Origin of the sequence: Streptomyces sp. NPDC026092, assembly GCF_040638605.1 — a bacterium.
Classification (GTDB): Bacteria; Actinomycetota; Actinomycetes; order Streptomycetales; family Streptomycetaceae; genus Streptomyces.
Window position 1 is genome coordinate 443,423 of sequence record NZ_JBEZYN010000004.1, and the last position, 23,794, is coordinate 467,216.

Below are 23,794 nucleotides of genomic sequence, written 5' to 3' on the forward strand. Positions count from 1 at the left end.
AATGCCAGAAGTCGGGTTACCGTTCGAGTGGCCGTTGCGGGCTTTCGCCGTTTGACACGGGGGCGGGTTGTACCGTCACACTCCGCAGCGATGGCAGCGTCACCGTGCGTGCCGCCGCCGTGCGTGCCGGCGGAATGCCGGCGCCGTACGTGCCACCGAGCGTCGACCGGAGAGAAGAGCGAAGTTGTCCCCGACCAGCGAGACCGCACAGGGCGGCCGCCGACTCGTCATCGTCGAGTCGCCTGCCAAGGCGAAGACGATCAAGGGCTACCTCGGCCCCGGCTACGTCGTCGAGGCGAGCGTCGGGCACATCCGCGACCTCCCGAGCGGCGCCGCCGAGGTGCCGGAGAAGTACACCGGCGAGGTGCGCCGCCTCGGCGTCGACGTCGAGCACGACTTCCAGCCCATCTATGTCGTCAACGCCGACAAGAAGGCGCAGGTCAGGAAGCTCAAGGAGCAGCTGGCCGGGGTCGACGAGCTCTACCTCGCCACCGATGAGGACCGCGAGGGCGAGGCCATCGCGTGGCACCTCCTCGAGGTCCTGAAGCCCAAGGTCCCGGTCCACCGGATGGTCTTCCACGAGATCACCAAGGACGCGATCCAGGAGGCCGTCCGCAACCCGCGCGAGCTGAACCAGCGCATGGTGGACGCCCAGGAGACCCGCCGCATCCTCGACCGGCTGTACGGCTACGAGGTCTCGCCGGTCCTGTGGAAGAAGGTCATGCGCGGCCTCTCCGCCGGCCGTGTCCAGTCCGTCGCCACCCGGCTCGTCGTCGAGCGGGAGCGCGAGCGCATCGCCTTCCGCTCCGCCGAGTACTGGGACCTCACCGGCACCTTCTCCACCGGCCGCGCCGGTGACCCCTCCGACCCGTCGTCGCTGGTCGCCCGCCTGAACACGGTCGACGGGGCGCGCGTCGCCCAGGGCCGTGACTTCGGCGCCGACGGCCGGCTGAAGAGCGCGAACGTGCTGCACCTCGACGAGGAGAAGGCGCGGGCGCTCGCCGCCTCGCTCGCCGACACCTCGTTCGGCGTCCGGTCGGTCGAGTCGAAGCCGTACCGCCGCTCGCCGTACGCGCCGTTCCGGACGACCACCCTCCAGCAGGAGGCGAGCCGGAAGCTCGGCTTCGGCGCGAAGGCGACCATGCAGGTCGCGCAGAAGCTGTACGAGAACGGCTTCATCACGTACATGCGTACGGACTCCACGGTCCTCTCCGACACCGCCGTCTCCGCGGCCCGCGCACAGGTCACGCAGCTGTACGGTGCCGACTACCTGCCGGAGAAGCCGCGCGTCTACGCGGGCAAGGTCAAGAACGCGCAGGAGGCGCACGAGGCGATTCGCCCTTCGGGTGATCGTTTCCGCACCCCGGCCGAGACCGGTCTGACCGGCGACCAGTTCCGGCTCTACGAGCTGATCTGGAAGCGGACCGTCGCCTCCCAGATGAAGGACGCGACCGGTAACTCGGTGACCGTGAAGATCGGCGGCCGGGCCGCCGACGGCCGGGACGTCGAGTTCAGCGCGTCCGGCAAGACGATCACCTTCCACGGCTTCATGAAGGCGTACGTGGAGGGGGCCGACGACCCGAACGCCGAGCTGGACGACCGCGAGCGCAGGCTGCCGCAGGTCGCCGAGGGCGACGCGCTCTCCGCCGAGGAGATCACGGTCGACGGCCACGCGACCAAGCCGCCGGCCCGCTACACCGAGGCCAGCCTGGTCAAGGAGCTGGAAGAGCGCGAGATCGGCCGCCCGTCGACGTACGCGTCGATCATCGGCACGATCCTGGACCGCGGCTACGTCTTCAAGAAGGGGACGGCGCTCGTGCCGTCGTTCCTCTCCTTCGCCGTGGTCAACCTGCTCGAGAAGCACTTCGGCCGGCTCGTCGACTACTCCTTCACCGCCAAGATGGAGGACGACCTCGACCGCATCGCCCGGGGCGAGGCCCAGGCCGTGCCGTGGCTGAAGCGTTTCTACTTCGGCGAGGGCGAGGCCTCCTCGGCGGGCGGCGCGGCCGACGCCGGGAACGGCGACGGCGACCACCTCGGCGGACTCAAGGAGCTGGTGACCGACCTCGGCGCGATCGACGCCCGGGAGATCTCCTCCTTCCCGGTCGGCGACGGCATCATGCTGCGCGTCGGGCGCTACGGCCCGTACGTCGAGCGGGGCGAGAAGGACACCGAGGGCCACCAGCGGGCGGACGTGCCCGAGGACCTCGCGCCCGACGAGCTCACGGTCGCCCACGCCGAGGAGCTGCTCGCCAAGCCGAGCGGCGACTTCGAGCTGGGCGTCGACCCGGTCAGCGGCAACCAGATCGTCGCGAAGGACGGCCGCTACGGCCCGTACGTCACCGAGATCCTGCCCGAGGACACCCCGAAGACCGGCAAGAACGCGGTGAAGCCGCGGACCGCCTCGCTCTTCAAGTCCATGGCGCTCGACACGGTGACCCTGGAGGACGCGCTCAAGCTGATGTCCCTGCCGCGCGTGGTCGGCGCGGACGCCGAGGGCGTCGAGATCACCGCCCAGAACGGCCGCTACGGCCCGTACCTGAAGAAGGGCACGGACTCGCGCTCCCTGACGGAGGAGGACCAGCTCTTCACGATCACGCTGGAGGAGGCGCTCGCGATCTACGCGCAGCCCAAGCAGCGTGGCCGGGCGGCCGCGAAGCCGCCGCTGAAGGAGCTGGGCACCGACCCGGTCAGCGAGAAGCCGGTGGTCGTCAAGGACGGCCGCTTCGGCCCGTACGTGACGGACGGCGAGACCAACGCGACCCTGCGGACCGGGGACAGCGTCGAGGACATCACGCCGGAGCGCGGCTACGAGCTGCTCGCCGAGAAGCGGGCCAAGGGGCCGGCGAAGAAGACGGCCAAGAAGGCGCCCGCGAAGAAGGCGGCCGCCAAGAAGGCCGCTCCGGCGAAGAAGACGGCGGCCAAGAAGACGGCCGCGAAGAAGACGACGACGGCCGCCGCCAAGACGACCGCGGCGAAGAAGACGACCGCCGCGAAGAAGACCGCGGCGAAGTCGGAGTAAAGACGGCGCCGAAGTCGGAGTGAAGCGGAACCCGACGCTCTGCGGCGGGGTCTTGTAAGGGGCGGGGGCAAGTGACCCCCGCCCCTTACACGTTTCCCCGCCTCCCGACGTTTGTTCGGATGCAGGCCACGGGGAGTCAGAGGGTCCGGATAGGGTGGACGGATGACGCGAGCAGAGCAGCCAGACTCCGACGTCGCGCTTGTCGCAGACTCAAGGGAGCGTGCCGTACGGGCGCTGTTGCGCCATCAGCCCTTGCGACGGTTGTGGAGCGCCCAGTTCGTCGGCGGTACGGGTGACGCGCTCGCCGTGCTCGTCCTGGTGCTCCTCGGGCTCCAGGCCGCCGTCTCCGAGCAGGCCTTCGGGGGTGGATACCGGGGCGCCGCGCTCGCCGTCGCCGCCGTGATCGGCGCCCGGCTGCTGGCCTCGGTGCTCTTCGGGGCCGTCCTGCTCGGCCCGCTCACCCAGCTGACCGGGCCGAACGGGCCCCTCGACCGGCGCTGGACCATGATCGGGGCGGACGCCCTGCGGATCGCGCTGCTCGTGATCGCGCCCCTGTGGATCGACTGGACCCCGGACAAGGCCCTCGGGTTCCTGCTCGGCACCGTCTTCGTCGTGGGCGCTGCCGAACGGCTGTGGACCGTCGCCCGCGAGGGCGCGGCCCCCGCGCTGCTCCCTGCACCGCCGCTGGAGGGCGCCGCCGTGCGCCCGCTGCCGGACCACCTCGACGCGCTGCGGCGACTGTCGCTGCGTACGGGCTTCCTGGCCGTACCGGCCGCGGCCGCCGTGCTGCTCGCCGCCACCCTGGTGAGCAACCTCCTGGGCGCCGGCATCGACTGGTTCACGCTGCACCAGGCCGCCCTCGGCTCCTACGTCGCCGCCGGTCTGTTCGCCGCCTCCGTCTCGGTCCTGTACTTCGTGGAGCTGCCCGGCGGGCAGACTCCGAGGCCGCGTTCGCCGCTGGAGGGCCTGCGCCTGGCCGGCGCGGAGAAGGGCCGCACGGGCGCGGTCGGCCTCCTCGTGATCGCCTGTGCCACGGTCGCCGGAGCCGTCGCCGCCGCGGCGGCGGTCGCCGTCCTGCACGCGTACGACCTGGGCGGTGGCCCGGTCACGTACGCGCTGCTGATCCTCGCGCTGAGCGGCGCCACCGCCGTCGGCATCCGCACGGCCGGTTCCGTGCTCACCGTCCTCTCCCGCCGCCGGCTCCTCGCCCTCGCGATCGCCCTCACCGGCATCGCGCTGCTCGCGATGGGCCTCGTGCCGGACACGGCCACGGTGCTGCTGCTCTCCGTACTCGCCGGGTACGCGGGCGGGGTCGCCGCCAACACCGGCCACACCCTCATCGACCAGGAGACCGAGGAGGCCCGGCGCCCCAAGGTCACCGAGCACCTGCAGGCCGTCGTCCGGGTCGCCATGGCCGTCGGCGCGCTCGCCGCGCCGCTGCTCGCCGCCGCGATCGGCCCGCACCGGCTCGCCTCGGGCAGCTTCGTCTTCGCCCACGGCGGCGCCGCGTTCACGCTGATGCTGGTCGGCGCGCTGCTGCTGCCCGTCGCGGCCCTCGTCCTCGCCAAGACCGACGACCGGGCCGGCGTACCGCTGCGCCGCGACCTGCGCGACGCGCTGCGCGGCGCCGACCCGGTGCAGGCGCCCGCGCCGACCGGCTTCTTCATCGCCCTGGAGGGCGGCGACGGCGCCGGCAAGTCCACCCAGGCCGAGGCGCTCGCCGAGTGGATCCGCGCCAAGGGCCACGAAGTCGTCGTCACCCGCGAACCGGGTGCCACCCCGATCGGCAAGCGGCTGCGGTCGATCCTGCTCGACGTCTCCAGCGCCGGGCTCTCCCACCGCGCCGAGGCGCTGCTGTACGCCGCCGACCGAGCCGAGCACGTCGACTCGCTGGTCAAGCCCGCCCTGGAGCGGGGCGCGGTGGTCATCTCCGACCGGTACATCGACTCGTCCGTCGCCTACCAGGGCGCCGGTCGCGACCTGTCGCCGACCGAGATCGCCCGGATCAACCGCTGGGCCACCGGCGGGCTCGTCCCGCACCTGACCGTGCTCCTCGACGTCTCGCCGGAGACCGCGCGGGAACGGTTCACCGAGGCCCCGGACCGGCTCGAGTCCGAGCCGCCGGAGTTCCACGCGCGCGTGCGGGCCGGTTTCCTCGCGCTCGCCGCCGGTGACCCCGGCCGCTACCTCGTCGTCGACGCCGGCCAGGAGCCGGAGGCCGTCACCACCGTCGTACGCCACCGGCTCGACCGGATGCTGCCGCTGTCCGAGGCCGAGGTGAAGGCCCAGGAGGAGGCGCGGCGGAAGGCCGAGGAGGAGGCCAGGCGCAAGGCGGAGGAAGAGGCCGCGCGCAAGGCCGAGGAGGAGCGCCTCGAGCGCGAGCGCCAGGCCCAGCTGGCCAAGCTGCGTGCCGAGGAGGAGGAGCGCAAGCGCCAGGAGGAGGAAGAGGCGCGGCGCCGCGAGGCCGAGCGCCAGGCCGAGGAGGCCCGCCGCCGCGCGGAGGAGGCCCGGCTCGCCGCCGAGGAGGAGCGCAAACGGCGCGAGGCCGAGGAGAAGGTCCGCCGCGAGGAGGAGGAACGCCGCCGCAAGCAGGCCGAGGAAGAGGCCCGGTTGCGCGCGGAGGCGGAGGAACGCCGCCTGGAGAAGCAGCGCAAGGCCGAGGAGGCCCTGCTGAGGGCCGAGGAGGCCCGCCGTCTGGCCGAGGCGGCCACCGCGAAGGCTGCTGAGGAGACCGCGAAGAAGGCCGCGGCGGAGGCTGCGGCCGAGGCGGCGCGGCAGGCGGAGTCGGAGAAGGCCGAGAAGGCGGCGGAGGCCGCGCGGAAGGCCGAGGCGGAGAAGGCCGCGAAGGCGGCCGCGGCGGCCAAGGCCGCGGAAGCGGCGAAGTCCGCGGAGGCTGCGAAGGCGGCTCAGGCTGCCGAGGCGAAGAAGGCGGCGGAGGCGGCGGCGAAGGCTGCCGAGGCCAGGAAGGCGCCCGAGTCGGCGAACGAGATCACGGTCCCGACGCCGGTCGTCCAGCCCGAGACGCGGTCCGAGGCCCTGCCCGACGACGTGACGCAGGCCGTGCCCGTGGTGTCGCCGAACGAGATCACCGTCCCCACGCCGGTCGTGCGCCCGGACGAGCCGCGGCCCGAGGAGCGGACGACGGTTCTCCGCCCGGTGCGGGATGCGGAGGAGACGACGGTCCTGCCGCAGATGCCGGCCGTCGACGAGACGGCGGTGCTGCCTCCCGTACGGGACGCGGCCCCGGCGGACCGGGTCCCGCAGGGCATCTTCCGCGACGAGCCGGCCCAGCCGAACGAGCCGAACGAGCTGACCGGTGCGAACGACCGGACGCGCGAGCTGCCCCAGCTCGACGAGCAGGGCCGCCCGAAGCGCCGCTCCGACTGGGCGGAGGAGACCCCGCTCGACGACCTCCCGTCCCTGGCGGACGAGCTGCTCGGTCCGCACGACGACGAGAACGACGGCCGCCGCAGGGGCCGCGGCCGCTGACGCCGACGCAGTGACGTAGCAGGGAGCCTTCGGCCGCCCGTCGTGATCCGGCGGGCGGCCGAAGGTGTCAGTGGGGTGCCCCACAATGGAGGGCGTACCTGAGGAGGGCACATGACCGTATGGGACGACCTCGTCGGGCAGACGCGGGTGGAGGAGCAGTTGGCCGCCGCCGCGCGGGACGCCGACGCGTTGGTGACGGCCCATGCCACCGGTGCGCCCCTGCCTGAGGCGTCCAAGATGACCCACGCCTGGCTCTTCACCGGCCCTCCGGGCTCCGGGCGGGCGACTGCGGCGCGGGCCTTCGCCGCCGCGCTGCAGTGCGTGAGCCCGGACCGGGCGCTCGGCGGTGCGCCGGGGTGCGGGTTCTGCGACGGCTGCCACACCGCCCTTGTGGGGACCCACGCCGACGTGGAGGTCATCCGTACGGACCTGCTCTCCATCGGTGTGAAGGAGACCCGTGAGCTGGTCCGGCGCGCCCAGCTCTCCCCGGCGGTCGGCCGCTGGCAGGTGATCGTCCTGGAGGACGCCGACCGGCTCACCGAGGGCGCGGGGAACGTGCTCCTGAAGGCGGTCGAGGAGCCCGCGCCGCGCACGGTCTGGCTGCTCTGCGCGCCCTCCCTGGAGGACGTGCTGCCGACCATCCGCTCGCGCTGCCGCCACCTGACGCTGCGGACGCCCCCGGTGGAGGCTGTGGCCGACGTGCTCGTACGACGGGACGGCATCGAGCCCCAGGTCGCCGCGGCCGCCGCCCGCGCCACTCAGGGCCACATCGACCGCGCCCGCCGCCTGGCCACCGACGAGCGCGCCCGGGCCCGGCGGGCCGTGGTCCTCAAGCTGCCGCAGCGGGTCGGCGACATCGGCGGCTGCCTCAAGGCGGCCCAGGAGCTGATCGACGCGGCCGGCGAGGACGCCAAGCAGGTCGCCGAGGAGATCGACACCAAGGAGACCGAGGAGCTGAAGGCCGCGCTCGGCGGCGGCCAGGGCGGGCGGATGCCGCGCGGCACGGCCGGCGCGATGAAGGAGCTGGAGGAGCGCCAGAAGCGGCGCAAGACGCGTACGCAGCGCGACAGCCTGGACCTCGCGCTCACCGACCTCACCGGCTTCTACCGCGATGTGCTCACGCTGCAGCTGCGTACGCGCACGCCGATAGCCAATGAGGACGTACGGGACGCGGTCGAGCGGATCGCCCGGGACACGGCGCCCGAGCGGACCCTGCGCCGGATCGAGGCGGTCCTCGCCTGCCGCGAGGCGCTGGACCGGAACGTGGCCCCGCTGCTCGCGGTCGAGGCGATGACGATGGCGCTGCGCGACTGAGGTCGCGTCCGGGGCGATTGGACACGCTCCGTACTCGTACGGATACCCTCCGGGCATGGACTCCAGGCGTTTGCTCCGTACGTCCGCGACGGCCGTCGTCGCCGCCGGACTGATCCTCTCCGGCTGTACGGGCGGCAGCGACGCCGCCGCCCCCGCGGGGGCGCTGGCGTCGTCGTCGCGGAGCGCGCCCGCCACCCCCGACCCGGCCCTGCGGAGCTTCTACGCGCAGAAGCTCACCTGGCGGGACTGCGGTGTTCCGTCGTTCCAGTGCGCGACGCTCCGCGCCCCGCTCGACTACGCGAAGCCGGCGGCCGGCGAGATCGAGCTGGCGGTCTCCCGGGTCAAGGCCACCGGGCCCGGCAAGCGCCTCGGCTCGCTCCTCGTCAACCCGGGCGGACCCGGCGGCTCCGCCGTCGGATACCTCCAGGGGTACGCGGGCATCGGCTACCCGGCGGCGGTCCGGGCCCAGTACGACATGGTCGCCGTCGACCCGCGCGGGGTGGCCCGCAGTGAACCCGTCGAGTGTCTGACGGGCCCACAGATGGACACGTTCACGCAGGTCGACCAGACCCCCGACGACGGCGCCGAGACGACCGCCCTGACCAGCGCCTTCAAGGGGTTCGCGGCGGGCTGCGCGAAGCGCTCGGGTCAGGTGCTGCCGCATGTCTCCACCGTCGAGACGGCGCGGGACATGGACATCCTGCGCGCCGTGCTCGGCGACGAGAAGCTGACGTACGTGGGTGCCTCGTACGGGACCTTCCTGGGCGCCACGTACGCGGAGCTGTTCCCGGACCGGGTCGGGCGGCTTGTCCTGGACGGGGCGATGGACCCCTCGCTGCCCGCGATCGACCTCGCCCGCGACCAGACCGCCGGCTTCGAGACCGCCTTCCGGGCCTTCGCGGCCGACTGCGTCACGAAGACCGACTGCCCGCTGGGCACGGAGTCCGTCGAGGCCGCCTCCGACAACCTGAAGGCCTTCTTCCGCACGGTCGACGCCGAACCGGTGCCGACCGGCGAGAGCCGCCGGCTCGGCGAGTCCCTGGCGACGACCGGGGTGATCGCGGCGATGTACGACGAGGCGGCGTGGCCGCAGCTGCGCGAGGCGCTGACCCGGGCGATGGGCGGCGAGGGCTCGGGCCTGCTCGCCCTGGCCGACAGCTACTACGAGCGCGAGACGGACGGTACGTACGCGAACCTGATGTTCGCCAACACCGCCGTGAACTGCCTCGACCTCCCGGCGGCGTACACCGGCCCGGCGGACGTCGAGAAGGCGGTCCCGTCCTTCGAGAAGGCCTCCCCGGTCTTCGGCGAGGGCCTCGCCTGGGCGGCCCTGAACTGCGCCTACTGGCCCGTCGCCCCGACCGGCCGCCCGCACCGCATCACCGCCGAGGGTGCCGCCCCGATCGTCGTCGTCGGCACCACCCGCGACCCGGCGACCCCCTACAAGTGGGCCGAGGCCCTCGCCTCCCAGCTCTCCTCCGGCACCCTCCTGACCTACGAGGGCGACGGCCACACGGCCTACGGCCGGGGCAGCGACTGCATCGACACCGCGATCAACACCTACCTCCTGACCGGCACACCCCCGACCACCGACAAGCGCTGCACGTGAGGGGTGTCGCGGACCACAGGACCATGGTCAGGAGCACCCCGGAAACTGTGTAGACTTGGCGAGGCCGCTGCGCCCAACATGGGACCGCACGGCATGCCGCCTTAGCTCAGTTGGCCAGAGCAACGCACTCGTAATGCGTAGGTCTCGGGTTCGAATCCCGAAGGCGGCTCATCTGGAACCCCAGGTCAGATCCACTCTGACCTGGGGTTTCGTGGTTCAGCGGACGCGGCGCCGTAGCCGGGCACGGGCGGCCCGGGTGTCACTGGTCTCAGTCCTGGTCTCAGTAGGGGGCCGAGTTGGCGCTACGGGCTTGGGCTGGATCTGGGGCAGGAACGCCTCTCCCATCCGTCGCATGGCGTCCATGGACTGCTCGGATCGGCCCTTCACGTACCGCCGCGTCTGAGTGACCTGGGTGTGCCGCAGGATCTCCATGATGGTCACCAGCGGGACGCCGAGTTCGTTCAGGATCGTGCCGGCCGTGTGGCGACTCCCGTCGTACAGGCGCCGGTCATCGATCTCAGCCTCCTCCAACAGTTCCTTGAACTCCTCCCAGTCCTGGCGGGGGTCGAGCGGTCGCCCGTCGGGACGGGCGAACAGGACGTCGTGCTCCTGCCACAGCTCACCGGCGGCTGCCCGCTCCTGCTCCTGGAGGGCTCGCAGCTCCCGCAGGGGCGGTACGAAGGGCGGTGGGATCGGAACGGGCTCCCTGCTCTTCTTCGTCTTGGGGCGGGTGAAGACCAGTCCACCGTCCTTCCGCTCGGGGCAGGTGCTCGCGTGCTTCGTGCACGTCTTGCCGCACGGCTTTGGGCATCCCCGCTTGTAGCCCTTGTGGATGGTGCAGGACGGCGGGCAGGGCTCGAACCGATGCAGTCGCTCAGCGCAGGCATGCGGGTCCGAGCAGCCATGCCTCCAAGTGAGCCGTTGGAGCTGCCAACGCGGGTGGAAGAGCGCCGCGTCCAGGTCTACGTACTTCCACCGCATCCCGAGCGTCTCTCCCTGCCGGAACCCCATGCCGACACCCACCAGCCAGCGGACGAACGTAGGTCGCTTGGCTGCCGCTTCCAGGAACGCTCGGGCCTCGTCCTGGGTGAAGGGGTTGGTCTCGGTCTCGTCCACGGTGGGCGGATCCACCAGCGTGGCGACGTTCTCCACGATCATCCGGCGGCGGTGAGCGATCTTCAGGGCCCGCGACAGGATGCGGTGGACCTTCAGGACGTGGGAGGGCGCGTGGCCCTCACGGAGCATGGCCGCGTACATCGTCTCCAGGTGCTCTGGCTCCAGCTTGTTCAGCCGGTGCTGGCCGATGCCCGGGATGATGTCGTTGCGGGTCTTGGACCAGTAGTCGTCCAGGGAGCGGGGCTTGAGCTTCAGGCTCGCGATCGTGGTCAGGTACGTCTCCATCCACTGCTGCACGGTCGGAACGCGGCCCGCCTTCGGTGCCCGCTGCTCGTCGCGCAACTTCTCCAGCGTGCGGACCTTCCGGGTCACCTCGGCCTCGGTCCTGGCCGTACGGTGACGGCGGTCCGGACTGCCGTCCGACTTCACGCCCATGGTCACGCGGCCGTGCCAGAGACCGTCGCTCCCCAGGTAGATAGAGGACTCCATGTTCGGCTTGCGGGGGCTCATTTCTTCCTCTCATGGGTGAGGCGGCCCCGATGAACTCCGGGACCGCCTCAGGTGATTCACGAATCAGCCGGTGTACGCGGTGAGTTCTGCGGCGAACGCCTCCAGGTCGGTGCGCCTGATGCGGCGGGCGCGTCCGACCTTCACGTACGGCAGGACGCCGGCGGCCATCAGCTCGTAGATGGTCGAGCGGCCGAACGAGAGCGCTTCGGCGGCGGCGTCCACGGTGAGCAGGATCCGATCGGCAACGGGCAGGACGGCGGTGGTCACTACGAATGCCTCCTCGGCGAGTTGGGGGCGCCTGGCCCCTTGTCCCTGAGGTCCGCTACTTCCGCTACCGCCGCTACCGCCCTGGTCAGGAGCATGATCGAGGTAGCGGATAGGGGTAGCGGTAGCGGATGTGTGCCGCCACCGGCCCCGGCGTTCGGGGCGTGGGGCCGGTAGCGGGGTAGCGCTCAGGTAGCGGACGGGAAGAGCCCTTCCGCTACCGTTTCCAGGCCGTTGACCTGCGAGGTAGCGGAGGTAGCGGAAGTAGCGGCCCTGGGAGAGGGGGGAGTGCAGTACCGCTGCCACGCGTCGTGGAGGTCGAGCGCGTAGTAGCCCTTCAGGACGGTCCCGGCGGTCTTGATGTTGCGGGCCTTGATCGGGGTGTTTTCGCTGGTCATGTACTCGCCCAGCATCTTGGCGAGCATCCGGGAGTCGAGGGGCCGGCCGCTCATGTCGGCCCAGGGCGCCTCGTCGAGCGCGCACAGCCGGTCCAGGACGGCGACGGTGGGCATGCGGTCGATGCCCGCCATGACGTGGTCGCGCAGGTCGGTGAGCAGCCTGATGCCGAGGCTGCCCTTGTCGTCGGCACGGGAGGCGTTGACCAGTTCCACGCACGCGGTACGGGCACGCTCGGGCCAGTCGCCCCCGGCGGCGTCGGCGACCGCGATCAGCGGTTCCCACACGTCCGCCGGTCGGTCGGTGACGCCTTCGGGCATCTCGGGCCAGCGTCCGGCCACATCGTCCCGGACCTGGTCGGCCCACTGGGCGAGCCGGTCGCGGAGCTTGTTGCCCTGCGCCTCGTGCAGCCGGGCCCGGAACGGCTCCACGTGCTCGTTCCTCGCCCGGCGGCGCATGCGGATGATGACTGAGCGGGTGGTGATGGTGTCGGGCAGGTAGCCAAGTCCGCCGACGGCGACGGCGGTGTAGGAGGGGAACTCCACCACGGTCTGGTTGCCACCGTCACCGATGCACCGGTAAGTGACTCCGGAGCGGCGGTGGCCGGCGTTGAGGAAGCCGCGCAGTTCCTCGTTGTCCCCGGCCTTGGGGCCGAAGACGGTGTCGATCTCGTCGAACAGGATCGTGGGCCGTCCGGCGGGGTCGGAGACGGACCGGAACAAGGCGGCGGCCCGCGCGTTCACCGCGAGCATCGGACGCGGCACGAGCGTCTCCACGACCTCCAGGGCCCGGGACTTGCCCGAGCCGGGTTCCGGGGACAGGAACGCGAGACGTGGGGTGGAGTCGAATGCGTCGAGGAGGTGGGCGTGGGCGTCCCACAGGGCGACGGCAACGTAGGCGGCCTCGCGGGGGAAGACGTTGAACCGGCGGTGGAAGCGCTCGACTTCGGCGAGCAGGGCGGCGCCGTCGATGGGCTGCACGCTCATGCGGCAGACCTCCCTTCGGAGTGCGGGGCCGGGGCCCCGGTGCAGGCGGACTTGTGGGCGTCGTACTCGGCGACGAGCGCGCTCGCGGCCTGAAGGCCGGCCGCGGCGGCGGTCTGCCCGCAGGCGCAGGCGTAGGCGGCGTTGGGGGTGTCTGCGGTGCGCTTGGACCAGCGGGCGCCGTCGTAGTGGTGCCGGTAGACCGGCGGGGCGTAGATGCGGATTCCGGGCTGGTCCGGTGTCGGGTCGCCGGGGTTCGGGACAAGGTCAGAAGGGACGCCTTCGGCGACGACCTTCGAGGCGCCCACGGCCCGCAGGCGCCGGGGCTGCTCGGCGACGGCGGGCCGGTCGCTGGTCGGGGTGATGCTTTTCAGGCGGGGATTGGGGCGGTCGCTCATGCCGTCTCCCGGGGCCGGGCGTTGCGGATGGACCAGTTCAGGGCGCTGCGCAGGGTCGAGCGGCACTCGGCCGGCCGCAGTCCCGCCGACTCCCCCGCCGCCTGAAAAGCCTCCTCAACCGTGTGCCGGTCGAGGTCGCCCCACGCGACGAACCGCCCCACAGCGCGGGCGGCCCGGAACAACTCCGCCTCACGACCGCCCTCCAGAGCCGCAGCGACAGCGGCCATCTCGCGCTCCAAGACCACATCCGCGTACCGGCTCGCCCGGCTCGGCATGGCCAGCACCACGGGCCGCGCGGGCCTTTCCGGGGGAGTCAGCGCCTCCAGAAGCCACGCAGACAGTTCAGCAACCGGAGCGTCGCCGAGAACGCTGTAGGAGCCGCTAGGGAGGGTCGAGCCGGGGGCGACGACGTAGCCGCCCCACCCGCGGGTGTCGACGTGGGGGCCGAGCCGTCCGGCGCTGGACTTCAGCCGGACACCGGCCGGGGCGGTGAAGTACAGGTGCTCTCCACCGCTCGCAGTCCGCACCCGGAACGTAGTGGGGACGGGCTGCCCGGCGCGCTCGCAGAGCGCCTGCAATGAAGTGGCGCCGTCAGGCGTCCCTTTCGGGTCTTTCGGCTTGACCGTGTCGAGGTCCAGCACGAGCAGACCGGCGGGGCCGGTGGCGATGCCGACGTTGTACGGCCGCTTCGTCCATGCGGCGCGGATCAGGTCCGGGTCGAGGGTGGCGCGCTGCTCGGGCACGAGGTGGCCGCCCGTGCACCGGCCGGTGCCGGGGCAGCTTGCTTCGGGGTGGCCTGCGGGTCGCTTGTCGCCGGGGCGTAACGGGAACACGGGCCAGCCGCGTTCGGCGGCGTCCAGTGCTGCATGGAGCAGCGCGGGACGGGGGTCATGGGTCATGCTGGAGTCTCCAGTTCTGTTGCTGGTGGACGAGAGCGGCCTGGTCTTGGCGGACATGTGGGGCCGCTCTCGGCGTTCGTGGGGACGGCAACCGGAATCGCTGGTTGCGGTCGTTCAGGGAGGCGTGGGCACCCCCTGCCGGATGGCTCCTGGAGGGGGTTTCCGCAGGTGGCGGCGGGGTGCCTCCCTGCCTCCCCGGTAGATCGTTTGCGCAGGTCAGGGCAAGGGAGGCGAGGTAGGGAGGGGGTCAGGGAGTTCTCCCTGCCTCCCTGCCGGTGCGGGGGTCGCTTCCCTGTCATGCGTGGGCGGAAGCGGAACCTTCGTCGGGGCGGTTGGCGAGGGCGCGGGCGACGCGTTCGCGGCCGACGACCATGCGGCCGTCGGACTTGTACGGCTCGGCGCCGGCGCCCTCCAGGACACGCTTGAGGTCGCCGGGCGTCCAGGTGCCGTAGGTGTTCTCGCTGAGCGCGGACAGCCGCTTGAGGACGTCGGCCGTCAGTGTGCGGGCGGTGTCGCCGAGGACGCTGTAGATGTCGGCGAGCGCGTCGCGCTCCTCGCTCTGGTCCACGGCGTTCAGGGTCGTGATCCCGTCGCGCAGGGCCTTGGCCCGCTCCGCGATGGCGGTGGCGGTGTCGGTGTCGATGTAGTGGGTGCGGACGGTGATGGACGCCTGTCCGGCGGGGATCTTGATGCCGTCGGAGGCGATGACGACGGTGCCCTTGTCGAGTCCCGGGCGGAGCAGGTGCGGGGCGGCGCCGCCGTCGACGGCCTTGTCTCCCAGCGCCATCCGGGCCTGGGACTCGGTGCCGAGCGCGAGGGATGCGCGGGTGTGGGCGCCCTCGCGGACGAGCTTGGGAAGGTTCTGGTCGGTCGGGTCCTGCGTTCCCTGCCAGAGGATCACGTTCACGGCCCGACCCTGGTTGTGGATCTTCCGTGCGGCCATGAAGTACCGGGACGTGGCTTTCGAGCCGCCGTAGGGCCGCTTGTCCTTGCCCTTGCTGACGGCGGGGCACATGAACGCCACCTGTGCCTCATCCACGATCAGGCAGAGCAGCGGGAAGGCGGTTCCGGGCGGGGCCTGAAGACGGCGTTCCATCTCCCTGACCCCGCCTTCCAGCATCTGGGTGGCCTCGATGACGTGCTCGTCGGTCGGGCCCTGGATCAGGACCGTGGCCATCCCGTCCCACATGGCCCAGTCCCCGGCGCCCTTCAGGTCCGCCACCCGGAACTCCACCGATCGGTCCAGCGCCAGCCACAGCGCCAGCGAGCGCAGCGCGGCGGTCTTGCCCTGGTTGGACAGACCGGTGATGAGCAGGTGGCGCTGAAACAGGCTCAGCGTCGCCGCGTCCCCGCGCAGGTCCTGGCCCCACGGGGCCTTGCCCTTGGTGTAGTCGGCGGTCATCGTCTCGTCCGTCACGAGCGGGGACGGGCCGATCGGCTCGTCCAGCGCCCCGGAATCGGCGATCCACAGCCGGACGGTGCGGGCGGCGGTCGGCAGGGTGATGAACACTTCGTGCTCGTGCCGGGCAAGGTTCTCCGCGAGCTTCCGCCGTCGAGACTGCACTTCCTGCGTGGAGACACCGGAGGGGAGGGTGACGTCGACCTCGACGCCGCATCCGGCGATCCGGATCGGGCCGAGCATCGCCGCACCCGCGTCGCCCATCTCCTTGATGGCCTTCCGCAGCGGCGCCACGCCCAGGTCTCGCAGCGCGGTGACCACAACGGACGGCGTGATCGGTGCCCCGGCGTCGTCGCTGCGGGCGTTGGCAGGAAGGGCCCACTGCGGGGCGGCGCCACGGTGCCGGCCGGCCAGCCACACACCCGCGAGCGCGAGCCACGGGCCGATGGCGACCAGCGGGCCCCACAGGATCGTGACCAGGGTGACGAGCAGCCGGATCAGCTCGATCAGGGCCATGAGCGGGGTGAAGACGTCGGAGGCGTCCTTGTTCGCTATGGCCAGCGCGATCCCGATCGCGATCAGTGCGCCGAGCGAGCTGCCGGCGCCGTAGGCGGCGCCCTTCACCAGCTTTTCCGGGGCCATGAGCAGGTCCATGCGGCGCTTGTGGCGCTGCTCGCGGAACCGGTGCAGGCGCTCCTCCCACTCGCCCGCGGCTTCGTAGTTCCCGGTCGCCTCGGCCGCGCGGAGCAGCCGCTCGTAGCGGGCCCCGGTGCGGCCGTCCCACGCCCGGCGGGTGACGATCCGGGTTCCGCCGATGACGTACGAACCGTGCCGGACCACGGCCCGGCCGGCGCCCTTGGTGCGGTCGTGCGTGGCCGCGTGGACGATGGCGCGGCCGGTGCGCTTCCAGACCCGTACTGGCTTGACCGGCTCCGGCAGGGCCGCGACCGGGGCGGTTGCGAGGGTGGTGTCTTCGGTCTGGGGGTCTTTGAACAGGGGGATGACGTTCTCGGTCATGCTGGTCTCCTGCTGCTGCTCGAAAAGGGTGGCGGTGCAGGGCCCGGGGCGGCCCGATTCCTTGCCCCGGGACGGCCGCCCCGGGGCACGGCTACTTGCGCTTCTTCTCCTCGCGCTCGGCGCGCTTGCGGGCGCCGTCGAGGATCCGGTCGACGTTCCGCTCCAGATCGGCCTGGTGGACGTTGTCACCGGCGATGGAGCGCTTGGCCATGCGGGCGACGTTGAGCGCGATCCGGGCGTGCTCGCCGGCGGTGAGCTTGGGGTAGTTGGGGTCGGTGTTCGCCATCAGTGCGTCTCCGTCTTCTCGTTGGTCTCGGTGATCGCGGCGGCGGTCGCGAGCTGTGCCCACACGGCCGCCTGCTCGACGACGGCCGGGTCCAGGTCGAGGTGGTGCTTGCTGGTCAGTAGCTGTTCGGCGCGGGCGCGGTACTCGTGGCTGTCCACAGGGATCCCTTCCAGGGCCGGTCTGTCCGGCTCCCCACCCGCCCCCTGGTGAGACCGGGGGCGGACAGGCAGCCGTCAGCGACGGCGACGGGACTTGGCGAGCGTCTTGGCGGCGGCCTTGCCGTCCGGGCCGCCGACCGACTTCACGACCGTGACGACACCCCAGGCGAGGACGACGGCGAGGAACGCGAGCAGGGCCAGGTTCGCGGCGATCGCGGTCAGCGCGCCGACGAGCAGCGGGCCGAAGTAGACCCCGGCGGCGACCGCGCCGGCGCCGACGCCCGAGCCGAGCGCGAGCCGCTGCACCGTCCGGTCCGGCGGGGCCTGGTGGATGTGCTGGTGGACCACCTGAGGTGCAGCGGTCGGCTGGTGGATGCAGGGCAGTTGGTCGGCGTAGGTGTAGGTGCCGTCCGGGAGTTGCACGACCCGGGCGGGCTCGGGGAGGGATTCCATATGTTCTCCCTGGTCAACGGGCCGCTAGAGTCGCGGCCATGGGGGCCATTGAGATTGAGTTCGATCCACTGCCGTGTCGCTGGTGCCAGAAGCTGATCAAGCAGCCCAGGTGGTGGCGCCTGAAGCGGTTCTGCAGCCGCTGGTGCCGCCTCAAGGTCCAGGTCGCCCGGGTCGCGGACTTCCTGCTGGGCTAACCGTCAGCACCGCTCACGCCGCGCCCCCGCCGGGATAGGCGCAGAGGGTGCACATGCCGAGCGAGGACGGGATGCGGTACCCGGCGTCACGACGGCAGGTCGGGCAGACCCGGCGTGCTGCGTTCGCCCGCTCCAGGGCCGCGCGCTTCGCCGCGGTCATGGGGCGGACGGGCTTGGCCAGGTCGACCCGGTACAGATAGGCGACCAGCGGCCCCCGCCGACGGCGAGGGCGTTCGAGCTGAGCCACGACCGGCTGACCACCCGGCCGAAGGCCCCGGGCACGGAGCTGCCGGAAGGTGGCCAGTCCGTCGGGTGCGAGGCGCCATTGGTAGACGGGGATGGTGCCCATCACGCCACTGCGACCGGCTCAGGGGCCTGCTCGGCGGTGCGCTCCGCCTTCAGCGTGTCGCGCAGCATCCGGGCCTTGTCCGGGGACGTCCGCAGTTCCTTGCGGATGCCCTCCGCGGTCAGCTGCCCGACCGTCCACGACGCAGTCAACCGCCGGGCCTCGGCCAGGAGTTCATCTGCCGTACGGCGGGGGCGGGTCGATCGGGCCGCGTCCGGGACCCGACCGGTCGCCCGACGCGGCACCGACTGCTCGGCCGCGACCGCACGAACGGCGACCCGATCGGTCGACTCCTCCTCAGCCGATGAATCGACCTGCGCGGACCGCTCGATGGCGACCATCTCGACCTGCGTGGGGATCGGCTCCGGGGCGGGTTCGACCACGTCAGAGGTAGACCGTTCCGTTTCGATCTGAGTCGATTTCTCCGCTTTCGTGGGGTCGATCGGTCGATGGTGCAGGACCTTGGCGACCAGATCGGAGCCGAAGTAGATCGACCCGACCGGCAGCGATGTGGCGAGCAGGACGAGCAGCCAGTTGACCGCGTCCCAGTCGGCCAGTCGGGTCCAGTCGACCGACTCGCCGTGCAGCTCCGGGACGAGACCGTGCACGAAGTTCAGCACCAGCGAGGCGGCGGTGTAGGCGGCCAGGACCCGCAGCGCGAACTTCTTGTCGGACCGATCGGTCAGCACCAGGGTGGCGACCAGGGCCAGGGCCATCAGCCCGTCCACGACGAACGGGTACAGAGTTGCCCCGGTCTCATCCGCCCCGACGGCGGTGGCAACGTCCCGCAGTGCGTTCCACGAGACACGGAACGCCATCCCGACCACGGCGACCAGCGCGAGGACGAGCGCCGTCTTCCCAGCGCGGTTCATCGGCCCCACCGCCGCTTCGGCTCCTCGCGGAAGGTGGCGTAGTCGCCGGGAGGGTAGACGTAGTTGCTCAGCGCACCCTCGGCCGCGACCGCCGCCGCTCCCAGCAGGGAAACGCCGGCGGCGGCGACGGTGCTGTGATCGGCCGCCGCGTCGGCAATGACCGAGGCAGCCTGACTGGCGCGGCGCGCGGCGTTCGGCGTGCCGTTGGGGTCGGTCATGTGACCGATGGCGAACTCGGTGATCCGGTCGCGGATACCCATCACGCCACCTCACCGGTACCGACGCGGTTGGTGAGGTCGCGGCGGGCCGCCATGACCTTGTTGCGGGCCCGGCGGATGCGCCGCTCGTCCAGCATCGTGGCCGGACGGTCGAGCGTCATGATCTCCGCGTCGAGCAGGTCGACCTCCGCCAGGATCAGCGGCATCTCCTGCTCGATCGCGTCCAGCTCAGCATCCGACGGCTCACCGTCGAACGAGGTGGCCGTAACAACGGCCTGAAGTGCAGCGATGAACTTCATTGGGTGTGTTCCTCTCAGACAGGAACGGCCCGAACCGAGGCCCCGGAGTTGCACCTCCGGGGCCTCTCGCCGTTGGAACCAGGAATCCGGCTCCCCTCAACCCCGCCCGTACGGCCGAAGCCGGACGGACGGAGGAGGCAACCGGCCGCAGCCGTCGAAAGCCGCGGAAAGTTCGAGTGCGCGGACCTGTGCCGCGCCGGCCGCCTTGTTGTGCCTAAGGACAGGCGGCGAACCCTCATCACGCTGTTCAGTTCTCAAGCACCAGTCGCTTCCATCGAGCCGACCCGCCTTCACGGAGCTCTCCAGGCGCCGGGAGCAGCCCCAAAAGAGCCCTCCCGTGCTCGCTGTCCTGGGACTGCGAAGCACTTGAGAAGACAATGGCTCACAGTCCCGGGACTGTCAACAGTCCTGGGACTGTGTTTGACTGGACCTAGTCGAGAGGAGTTCGCGTGGCACCGAAGTGGCGGGAACTGGCGGACAAGCTGGCCGAGCAGATCAGGAATGGGGACTACGCCCCTGGCCAGCAGCTTCCGCAGATCCGGGACCTGGTCGAGGCGGGCGAGGGGTCGAAGACCACCGTCCACGCGGCCTACAAGGCGCTGGAGGCCGAGGGGCTGGTGACCTCATCCCGTGGGCACGGCACCGTCGTGCGGGAGCGGGCGCCACTCAAACGGCTGGGTATCGCCCGATACGACAAGGCGAAGTGGCGCGACGGCGACGAGGTGGCGTTCATCGCAGACCGGGTTGCGTCCGGGCGCGCTTACAAGCGAGGCGAGCAGACCCAGACGGTCAGTCGCATCACGGCGCCGCCCGCCGCCGCGGCGGCGCACGGTCTGCCTGAGGGGGGCGAGGTGTACGCGAGGGCCCGCCTGGTGAAGGAGGGCGACCAGCCGACGCACACCCTGACCAGCTACTACCGTCCGGAGCACGTCGAGGGGACGCGCATCGTCGACCCGACGCCCGGACCTGCCGGCCGGGGCGGCGGCTTTCGAGTGCTCTACGACGCCGGGTACGAGATCGACCACATGCGGGAGGAGCTATTCGCCCGGGCGGCCAAGCCCGCGGAGGCCGAAGAGCTCAAACTCCTTCCGGGGGAGTGGGTGGTGGAGCTCCACCGCACCACGTTCACGGCAGATGGCACTGTCGTGGAGTTCGCGATCGGTGTCCACGCGGCAACGCGGTTCGCCTGGGCGTACGACTTCAAGGTGCCCGACTCGGCGGTCGAGGAGAGCAAGTGATCTCCGCTCAGAGCTGGGTCGATGCCCACACGCTGTGGGACTTTCAGCAGATGGGCCACGAGCCGCGCCCCTGCTCGGTGGGCATCGGGCTCGGTAGCCACGATCTCGGAGTAGCAGACGCCACGGTCAACCTGTATCGGCGCGGCATGTTCCCGCTCATCGTCTTCACCGGCGCCACCAGTCGGACCACCGAAGGGCGGATGCCCAAGGGGGAGGCGGAGCACTACCGCGAGCGGGCGCTGGAGTTGGGGGTGCCTGCTTCCGCGATCCTCGTCGAGCCGAACGCCCGGAACACGGGCGAGAACATCCGCTTCTCCCACGCCCTGCTCGACGAACAGGGCGTGGACGTCTCGTCCGTCCTCCTCGTCAGCAAGCCGTACGAGGAACGGCGGGCGTATGCGACCGCCCGCAAGGTATGGCCGGAGGTCGACGTCGTGAGCGCGTCCACGAACATGAGGCTGGAGGAGTACACCGACTCGATCGGGGACGCGCGTCTCGTGCTGGACATGCTCGTTGGCGCCCAGCAGCGACTCCTGCTCTACCCGGGGCGCGGCTTCACGATTGCTCAGGATGCACCGGAGGGCGTTCTAGCGGCCTACGGGCGACTTCGGGATGGCGGATTCACCGGCCGTCTCCTGCCGGAGTGAGTTGCTCTCTCCGGCGCCGGAATGTCGCTCCCGTAACCGGCAGATCGCGGACGCGCTCCGCCGCGACATCGACAACGACGTCTACACGCCGGGCTCGCACCTGCCCTCCGAGGCCGATCTGTGTACGCGCTTCGACGCTTCGAGGAACACCGTCCGATCCGGCCTCGCCCTGCTGGTCAGCGAGGCTTTGGTCTCGTCGAGCCATACGGGGGGCGCCCTGTGACTCATGGAATCTGAAGGCCGGTGCACCTACGGAGATCGTCTTTTGCTTGAAGGGTCGACTTGTCGTCATCCCCGAGGGTGGAGATCATCTCGGGGATAATCGCCTTCAAAATTTCAATCGCCTGCTGAGTGTCGCCCGCCTTCTCGGCGACCCAGGCCATACGTCTACGGCAAAGCAACGCCTGCAAGTGCCGAGGGCCCAAGATATGCAGCATGTCGGCGAGGAGTCGGTCCAGCATTTCTGCGGCTTGGGGGAGGTCGCCAGATTTGGCTGTCCACTCGCAGAGGAAGCGACGATTGACGAGTGTGTCCTGATGGTAGGCGCCTTTAATGTGAGCCGTATCGGCGACCAGTTCGCGAAACATCTCGGCAGCACCATGAGCGTCACCCGCTTTGCCGGTACTTCGAGCCAACAGCCTTCGCGTGATGAGAATTTCTGGGTGATTGTTACCCAGAGCTTCTCTCATGTCGGAGATCAGGAGAGTGTAAACTTCAACAGCGCGCTCCATCATCCCTGAATCCGCAAGTGCAGCGCCGAGATGGCTTCGAAGGTAAAATGGGCCTAGAGGGTCCATCTCAGCTGCCTGGCGTGTTTCGGAAACAAGATCTTCGAAAATCGCTACAGCTTGCTCCGGATCTCCTGCGTCGACGCACCAGTATCCCAGGTGAGAGCGGACGCTTACGCCTGCTTCTGGGCCATGGGAGCTGTCAAGGGACTCCAGCGTTGCGGTAAGGAGCTTGACTGCCTCTTTCGGGCGTCCGGACTTGCCAACGCATTGAGCGTGTTGAATACGGAACTCGATAATATTCGGATTCGAGGGACCCCAAACTTGGGGAGCGGCATCAGCTAGGAGCAGGTAGAGGCGGCCCGCTTCCTTTAGATCATTAGTCAGCTCGGCGCGCTGGGCGTTGGTTAGAAGTTGCCGCAAGAAATCTTCTGTGGGCGGGTCGACCCTGGCGGGGTAGACTACCGGATCGATTTGTGCGAGTGGAGGCTCCGGATTGCCGAGTTGGAGAGAAATTCGCTCGACGACTTCGGCTTCGGCGTCGTTGATTGATGTCGCTCTAGTTAGGGCGGCTTCAACGTCGTCGATTTCGCTATCTTGCGATGGGGTTGAGGTATCCCGGTCAAATTCCTCCAGCAGGCCGTGATTCGCTTGCCTTAGGAATTCGTCATTCTTCTGTCGGTTGAGCTGCTCCGTGAGATGGTTAATCTGTCTCTGAAGATGCTGGGCGAGCTCTTCAGCTTGGCGTTGCTTCCTCTTGGCCCGCTCCAATTCGTCGCGAGCTCTATCCTCATGCTTCTCGGTGCGAGCAAGTTTTTCTTGTGTCGCCTCTAGAACTCGACTTTGACCAGTGGGGTCCGTCCGCTGTAGTCGGTCGCGTTCTTCGGTGAGGTTGGCTGCTCGGCGTTCGAGGTGATAGATCATCCCGAGGAGCACCATGACGAGACTTGCAGATTTATCAGCGGCCTGGCGCAGCTCTGCCTGTTGTTCAAGAGCCCGTGTGAGTCGATCGTAGAGGTCGATCTGCTGCGCCTGTACTCTCTCGACGCCGGCCATGTTCCCGGCCTGCGGGGCGGGCGCGGTCGGGCGCGCGGGGTGCAGAGCGTCGTAGAGCAGCTGCTCGACCTCTGTCTGGCGCCGGTCTCGCAGCGGAGCAGGCACCGTCGCCTTCACTAGCGCCGTTACGAACCGTTGGGTAGGGATCTTGCCCCCAAGGTACGTGCTGATCTGCGAAGTTGACATGCTGATGTCGTTTGACAGCGTCGCGAGAGTCTTGCCTGACTCGTCCACCCGTGCCCGCAGGAACGATGCCAGCCGATGAGCCTGCGGGTTCACTGCTCGAATGTCACCCCACGGCCGTCCGCCCGCCCTGTTGCTCACCGCGCATCCTCGTTGTCCGCTCGGGTCCGGTCCGCACCGGACAACTGCCCCACCATCCGGAACATACCTGCGTTGTCCGGCTTTGGGCTCCTGAACAACGCAACTCCCCTCGAAGGTCTGCCTTCAAGAACCACAGCTCGAAGCTAGAGGGAAGGCATGACCATGCACGAGTACATCTCTGTGGCTGCTGACGTTGTCACCGCGATCGGCGCCTTGATCACACTCGCTCTTCAGGCCCGGGGCAGCCGGAGCAAGTCGCAGCGAGATGCTGGCGAAGGCTGATGTCAGATGTCAGCTGTGCTGTCTCGGCATCGAGCGAGGGGCCCCACGGTCTCAGTTGAGGTCTCAATGTGCACCCGATCCAGGGCTGTCCGCCATCGTCTGTCTCCGTCTGGGCAGCCTTCGGGCCAGCGGCGCAGCTGCCTAACCGTACGGAGGCGGACGTCTATGGAGCCCGATCCGACAACTCGTAATGCGTAGGTCTCGGGTTCGAATCCCGAAGGCGGCTCCACTGAAAACCCCAGGTCATATCTCTCTGACCTGGGGTTTTCTGTTGCTC

Annotated in this window: 21 protein-coding genes and 2 tRNA genes; 9 read left to right on the plus strand and 14 right to left on the minus strand. The window is 70.2% G+C overall.

The window, feature by feature from the left end; all coding sequences use genetic code 11:
- The first annotated feature begins 184 nt into the window (after positions 1–184).
- The 5 genes from topA (at position 185) to AB0F56_RS09415 (ending at position 9,603) form a co-directional block, all read left to right on the plus strand.
- A complete protein-coding gene (topA, locus tag AB0F56_RS09395) occupies positions 185–3,022 on the plus strand; it encodes a type I DNA topoisomerase (RefSeq protein WP_362006014.1) in 2,838 nt (945 codons plus the stop codon).
- A 162-nt stretch (positions 3,023–3,184) separates the two neighbouring features.
- Positions 3,185–6,511, plus strand: a complete 3,327-nt coding sequence (gene tmk, locus AB0F56_RS09400; RefSeq protein WP_362006017.1) for a dTMP kinase — start codon at positions 3,185–3,187, stop codon at positions 6,509–6,511.
- Between the two features lie 111 nt (positions 6,512–6,622).
- A complete protein-coding gene (locus AB0F56_RS09405; RefSeq protein ID WP_362006019.1) occupies positions 6,623–7,825 on the plus strand; it encodes a DNA polymerase III subunit delta' in 1,203 nt (400 codons plus the stop codon).
- Positions 7,826–7,880: 55 nt separating this feature from the next.
- Complete coding sequence (locus AB0F56_RS09410; RefSeq protein ID WP_362006021.1) at positions 7,881–9,434, plus strand: alpha/beta hydrolase; 1,554 nt, start codon at positions 7,881–7,883, stop codon at positions 9,432–9,434.
- Between the two features lie 95 nt (positions 9,435–9,529).
- Positions 9,530–9,603, plus strand: a tRNA-Thr gene (locus AB0F56_RS09415).
- Between the two features lie 47 nt (positions 9,604–9,650).
- Here AB0F56_RS09415 and AB0F56_RS09420 read toward each other — a convergent pair.
- From AB0F56_RS09420 to AB0F56_RS09480, 13 genes are all read right to left on the minus strand, one after another.
- Entirely contained in the window at positions 9,651–11,060 is a 1,410-nt protein-coding gene (locus AB0F56_RS09420; protein ID WP_362006024.1) for a tyrosine-type recombinase/integrase, read from the minus strand.
- Between the two features lie 63 nt (positions 11,061–11,123).
- Positions 11,124–11,327 carry a helix-turn-helix domain-containing protein gene (locus AB0F56_RS09425; RefSeq protein ID WP_362006027.1) on the minus strand — a complete coding sequence of 68 codons (204 nt, stop codon included), beginning with the start codon at positions 11,325–11,327 and terminating at the stop codon, positions 11,124–11,126.
- 185 nt (positions 11,328–11,512) lie between these two features.
- Positions 11,513–12,706: a DUF3631 domain-containing protein gene (locus tag AB0F56_RS09430; RefSeq protein WP_362006030.1), complete on the minus strand. Its 1,194-nt coding sequence runs from the start codon at positions 12,704–12,706 to the stop codon at positions 11,513–11,515.
- The gene (locus tag AB0F56_RS09435; protein ID WP_362006033.1) at positions 12,703–13,101 is read right to left on the minus strand and encodes a hypothetical protein; all 399 of its coding nucleotides are present in this window, start codon (positions 13,099–13,101) and stop codon (positions 12,703–12,705) included. The genes AB0F56_RS09430 and AB0F56_RS09435 overlap by 4 nt, the downstream gene beginning before the upstream one ends.
- Entirely contained in the window at positions 13,098–14,000 is a 903-nt protein-coding gene (locus tag AB0F56_RS09440; protein WP_362006035.1) for a bifunctional DNA primase/polymerase, read from the minus strand. Before AB0F56_RS09440 ends, AB0F56_RS09435 begins: the two co-directional genes overlap by 4 nt.
- A gap of 295 nt (positions 14,001–14,295) precedes the next feature.
- On the minus strand, positions 14,296–16,416 hold the full coding sequence (locus AB0F56_RS09445; protein ID WP_362006038.1) for an ATP-binding protein: 2,121 nt from the start codon (positions 16,414–16,416) through the stop codon (positions 14,296–14,298).
- A gap of 91 nt (positions 16,417–16,507) precedes the next feature.
- A complete protein-coding gene (locus tag AB0F56_RS09450; RefSeq protein WP_362006040.1) occupies positions 16,508–16,702 on the minus strand; it encodes a DUF6257 family protein in 195 nt (64 codons plus the stop codon).
- Positions 16,702–16,860 carry a hypothetical protein gene (locus AB0F56_RS09455; protein ID WP_362006042.1) on the minus strand — a complete coding sequence of 53 codons (159 nt, stop codon included), beginning with the start codon at positions 16,858–16,860 and terminating at the stop codon, positions 16,702–16,704. The genes AB0F56_RS09450 and AB0F56_RS09455 overlap by 1 nt, the downstream gene beginning before the upstream one ends.
- 75 nt (positions 16,861–16,935) lie before the next feature.
- Positions 16,936–17,313 (minus strand): DUF6251 family protein, encoded by a 378-nt coding sequence (locus AB0F56_RS09460; RefSeq protein WP_362006045.1) that lies wholly within the window; start codon positions 17,311–17,313, stop codon positions 16,936–16,938.
- A gap of 207 nt (positions 17,314–17,520) precedes the next feature.
- Positions 17,521–17,856 (minus strand): RRQRL motif-containing zinc-binding protein, encoded by a 336-nt coding sequence (locus AB0F56_RS09465; protein ID WP_362006048.1) that lies wholly within the window; start codon positions 17,854–17,856, stop codon positions 17,521–17,523.
- Entirely contained in the window at positions 17,856–18,725 is an 870-nt protein-coding gene (locus tag AB0F56_RS09470) for a DUF2637 domain-containing protein (RefSeq protein WP_362006050.1), read from the minus strand. The genes AB0F56_RS09465 and AB0F56_RS09470 overlap by 1 nt, the downstream gene beginning before the upstream one ends.
- The gene (locus AB0F56_RS09475; RefSeq protein WP_362006053.1) at positions 18,722–18,985 is read right to left on the minus strand and encodes a hypothetical protein; all 264 of its coding nucleotides are present in this window, start codon (positions 18,983–18,985) and stop codon (positions 18,722–18,724) included. The genes AB0F56_RS09470 and AB0F56_RS09475 overlap by 4 nt, the downstream gene beginning before the upstream one ends.
- On the minus strand, positions 18,985–19,242 hold the full coding sequence (locus tag AB0F56_RS09480) for a DUF6284 family protein (protein ID WP_362006055.1): 258 nt from the start codon (positions 19,240–19,242) through the stop codon (positions 18,985–18,987). The genes AB0F56_RS09475 and AB0F56_RS09480 overlap by 1 nt, the downstream gene beginning before the upstream one ends.
- Positions 19,243–19,691: 449 nt before the next feature.
- Here AB0F56_RS09480 and AB0F56_RS09485 point away from each other — a divergent pair, with 449 nt between their 5' ends.
- From AB0F56_RS09485 to AB0F56_RS09495, 3 genes are read left to right on the plus strand one after another with little or no spacing between them, the layout of a single operon-like run.
- Positions 19,692–20,480, plus strand: a complete 789-nt coding sequence (locus tag AB0F56_RS09485; protein ID WP_362006058.1) for a GntR family transcriptional regulator — start codon at positions 19,692–19,694, stop codon at positions 20,478–20,480.
- Positions 20,477–21,127, plus strand: a complete 651-nt coding sequence (locus tag AB0F56_RS09490) for a YdcF family protein (RefSeq protein WP_362006061.1) — start codon at positions 20,477–20,479, stop codon at positions 21,125–21,127. The genes AB0F56_RS09485 and AB0F56_RS09490 overlap by 4 nt, the downstream gene beginning before the upstream one ends.
- A complete protein-coding gene (locus AB0F56_RS09495; RefSeq protein WP_362006062.1) occupies positions 21,093–21,350 on the plus strand; it encodes a winged helix-turn-helix domain-containing protein in 258 nt (85 codons plus the stop codon). The genes AB0F56_RS09490 and AB0F56_RS09495 overlap by 35 nt, the downstream gene beginning before the upstream one ends.
- 1 nt (position 21,351) lies before the next feature.
- On the opposite strand, the gene AB0F56_RS09500 is transcribed toward AB0F56_RS09495, so the two are convergent.
- Positions 21,352–23,235 carry a hypothetical protein gene (locus AB0F56_RS09500; protein ID WP_362006063.1) on the minus strand — a complete coding sequence of 628 codons (1,884 nt, stop codon included), beginning with the start codon at positions 23,233–23,235 and terminating at the stop codon, positions 21,352–21,354.
- A 395-nt stretch (positions 23,236–23,630) separates the two neighbouring features.
- On the opposite strand from AB0F56_RS09500, the gene AB0F56_RS09505 reads away from it, so the two are divergent.
- A tRNA-Thr gene (locus AB0F56_RS09505) sits at positions 23,631–23,746 on the plus strand.
- Positions 23,747–23,794 lie beyond the last annotated feature (48 nt).